This is a genomic window from Micromonospora sp. 15K316, from assembly GCF_004348525.1.
In the GTDB taxonomy this organism is placed as follows: domain Bacteria; phylum Actinomycetota; class Actinomycetes; order Mycobacteriales; family Micromonosporaceae; genus Micromonospora.
On the sequence record NZ_SMKG01000393.1, the window covers coordinates 1 to 2,177 of the forward strand.

Sequence of the window (2,177 nt, forward strand, 5' to 3'; positions counted from 1 at the left end):
GGCTGGGCGTGGGCGGTCGAGCCGGCGGGCGCGGCGCCGGCCTGCTGCCGGTTCCAGTTCGCCTCCGCCTCGAACAGCTTCTCCAGCTCACCGCGGTCGAGGAAGATTCCTCGGCACTCGCTGCACTGGTCGATGACGACGCCGCTGCGTTCGTACTGGCGCATTTCTCCGTGGCACTTGGGACAGGTGAGACTCATCACCCGAAGGTACCCGGTCGGGTCACGCAGTTGCCGTCAACGTCCGCACGACCTCCTGGTCGTCGACCTCGTGGAAGTCCTCGTAGTAGGCGCTGACCGCGATGAACTCCGGCGGACACTGCACGCAGACGACCTGGTCCGCCTCGGCGGCCAGGGTCTCCTTCGCCTCGCGCGAGCCGACGGGCACCGCGACGACCACCCGCCGGGCGCCGAGCTGACGGGCGACCTCGACTGCCGCCCGAGCCGTGGCGCCGGTGGCCAGGCCGTCGTCGACGATCACGGCGGTGCGGCCGGTGAGGTCCAACGACGACCGCCCGGCCCGGTAGAGCTCGTCGCGGCGCTCCAGCTCGGCCTGTTCGCGACGGTTGGTGTCGGCGATGTCGTCGGCGCTGAGCCGGTTGGCCACATGCTCGTTGAGCACCTGCACGCCGCCGGGGCCGAGCGCGCCGAACGCGACCTCGCGTGCCCAGGGCATGCCGAGCTTCCGGATGACCAGCACATCCAGTGGGGCGCCGAGCCGCTCGGCGACCACCTGTGCCACCGGCACGCCGCCGCGTACGAGGCCGAGGACGAGGACGTCCGGTTCGCCGATCAGCCCGGTGAGCCGGTCGGCGAGCACCCGGCCCGCCTCGGCGCGGTCGCGGTACGTCGTCATGACTCAGGTCTACGCCCTGCCGCGCTCCACCGCCCGCCAGTTGACGGAAAGAGCCGGGTTCGCGCCCGCGGGATCCGGGTTCCGTACCGCGGCCGCCCAGGCGAGCAGGGCGATCGGGTAGAGCAGGTACCCGAACCGGGTCGAGGGCATGAGCGCGATCGCGGCGAGCAGCCCGTACCCGCAGACGAGGGCGACCGCGGAGGCGGTGCGGGGTGGCCGCCGGAAGAGCCACCCGGCGATCGCCGCGCCGGCGGCGACCAGCAGTCCGGCGGCGATCACCCGACCGCCGGGCAGCCCGGTCGCGATCAGGTGGCCGGGGAAGGGCGACTGGGCGGGGCTGGTGACCAGCCCGTGTCCGAGCGGGAAGCGGAGCACGTTCTCGACGAGGGCGTCCCGGTCGACCAGCAGGGCGGGCAGCAGCGCCGCGACGGGCAGCCCGATCGCTCCGGCGGCCACCCGGAGGCCGGCCCGGCGGGTCGTGCCCCAGATGACGAGGACGAGGGCGACCGGCAAGGCGAAGAGCTTGAGCGCACCGGCCAGGCCGACGGCGAGGCCGGCCCACCCGGCCCGTCCGGAGGCGGCGAGCGAGAGGGCGAGCAGGCAGAGGGCGAGGACGGGAAGGTCGTCACCGCCGGTGGCGAGGGTCAGGGCGCAGATCGGAAGCACGGTGGCGGCCTGCACACCGCGGAGCAGGTGGGCGGGGTGACGGGCGTCCGCGCGGCCGGCGCCAAAGCTGCCGCGCAGGACGGCGACGGCGAGGACGAGGGCGACCGTGGTGCCGACCGCGAACCAGACGCGGGCGTCCGTCCACCAACCGCCGGCGGCCGCCCGGGGCAGGCCGAAGAGAGCCATGCCCGGCTGGTAGGGGGTGTAGCCGAGCAGCCGTTCGTCGGCGGGCAGCGCGGCGATGGCGTCGTGACCGAGGTACGGGGTGCCGTGCTCGACGAGCCGGGCGCCCGCCTGCTCGACGACGAGGACCTCCTCCTGCGCCCGGTCGGTGCGGCCGGCGGCCCGTTCGGCGCTCTGCCGGGCCAGCGGGAGCAGGGTGGTCGTCGCCCACGCGAACGCGGTGATCGCCCAGCGGGCCGGCAGGCCGGTCAGTGGGGAGCCGGGGCGGCGGTGCCGGAGCAGCAACTGGACGGTGACGGCCAGCGTCGCGACGAGGTACCCCACGGTCGCGGTGCCGCCCCAGGCGCGGTGCGGCAGCAGCGTCGAGGTGACGGCGGTGATCGCGGCGAACGCGGCCGAGACGGCGTACAGCGCGAGGTCGAGATGGAGCCCGCCTCCGGCGGAGGTGAGGGCCTGCCAGCCACGGGGGCGGGGGG

Annotated in this window: 3 protein-coding genes; all 3 read right to left on the bottom strand. The window is 75.0% G+C overall.

Annotation, left to right across the window (positions count from 1 at the left end):
* A partial coding sequence (locus tag E1211_RS31830; RefSeq protein WP_165947390.1) for a zf-TFIIB domain-containing protein occupies positions 1-200 on the bottom strand: 200 nt, incomplete at its 3' end.
* A 19-nt stretch (positions 201-219) separates the two neighbouring features.
* The gene (locus E1211_RS31835; RefSeq protein WP_132353909.1) at positions 220-852 is read right to left on the bottom strand and encodes a phosphoribosyltransferase; all 633 of its coding nucleotides are present in this window, start codon (positions 850-852) and stop codon (positions 220-222) included.
* A gap of 9 nt (positions 853-861) precedes the next feature.
* Positions 862-2,177, bottom strand: a 1,316-nt coding sequence (locus E1211_RS31840) for a glycosyltransferase family 87 protein (protein ID WP_132353911.1), incomplete at its 5' end; no start/stop codon positions are given.